The organism is Paenibacillus sp. An7, assembly GCF_009870785.1.
Lineage (GTDB): Bacteria > Bacillota > Bacilli > Paenibacillales > Paenibacillaceae > Paenibacillus.
The window spans coordinates 1-1081 of record NZ_WTWX01000070.1 but is presented as its reverse complement, the minus strand read 5'-3'; the positions used below and the strand labels follow the sequence as shown (position 1 = coordinate 1081).

Below are 1081 nucleotides of genomic sequence, written 5' to 3'. Positions count from 1 at the left end.
ACCGTAAGTGCCGCTACTATTTTGGGTTTATGAGTTTTCATTTCATTACCTCCTGCTCCTGGATCTAAAGTGTAGGTATGGCAGCAACCTTAGTGGTTGCTGCCACCTGGGTTTTACTTACGGTCATTGTATTTATTCGTAGACCACTGAAGCAGGAATGTAATCGACTGAAGGAAAATTGAAAACAAAATGAGAATCAAAAGTAACATTTCCATTAGACTTGTCCTCCCTTTAACAAACTGGAATTTTGTGTTAATATGGGAGAGTAAGGGTTGTCAAAACCCCTTACTCTTGTTTCTTTACGGCTAGTTATTTAGGTTTCTTGGGCTTCGACCGCTGTGAACGGTCGGAGCCCTTTCCTTTATTTCTAGCCGTAAGCCATTCGATGAATGCCTTCACAACGCCGAGAAACTGTACAATTACTTGTAAGAATGCCGCTATCACGGCAAGCAGGACAATGGTTTCATTTTGCATTTCCTCACCTCCTTTCTGTTTTAAGGTTTTAGGTGTCAAAAGAGATTTTTTAGGACGTTGCCTGCCGCATGGCTGGCTTCCCCAAAGGGGAATTTTTTTCCCTTTTGACGCATGCTTGGGAACCCGTGCAATGGCATACGGTCAAGGGATCAGCACACCAAAGTTTTTCTTCCGCTTCTTCTTTTCCAAATAGGAAGAAAAAGTTTTGTTGCCCCTTGACCGTATGCCCGCCTACTTGGTTTCCGGGAGGTTGAGGGGCGAAGCCGGAGGCTCGGCCTCCCGGAAACTTAGTAGGCTTTGCAGCGGGTTACCATGCGGAAGGCAAAAGGGAGAAAAATCTTTCCAATAAAAAAGAACCGGCGTATGCCGGTTCTCTCCTTTTCCTGCTCTCCTTCACAGGTGATGCTTAATAATCCCTTGCATGATGATGAAGCGAAGCGGAATCATGATGCTATCTTTTTGCATGAGCTGCTTGATGGGAGCGAAGCAACGCGGAGTGGACATGATGCAGCCATGCCATCCCTGATTTCCCATCTAAACGCCCTTGGTCCTTAAGCTCCGTGCGGGGTGTAAAGCGAGGGACAGGAACATAGAGCGCCTTATCCGG

General features: G+C 46.3%; 1 protein-coding gene. It reads right to left on the bottom strand.

What is annotated here, in order from left to right:
- Positions 1–309: 309 nt before the first annotated feature.
- Positions 310–474: a hypothetical protein gene (locus GQY27_RS21180; protein ID WP_160037244.1), complete on the bottom strand. Its 165-nt coding sequence runs from the start codon at positions 472–474 to the stop codon at positions 310–312.
- Positions 475–1081 lie beyond the last annotated feature (607 nt).

Coding starts and splice junctions, on each gene's coding strand:
- GQY27_RS21180 (WP_160037244.1), bottom strand. CDS start 474: ATGCAAAATGAAACCATTGTCCTGCTTGCCGTGATAGCGGCATTCTTA.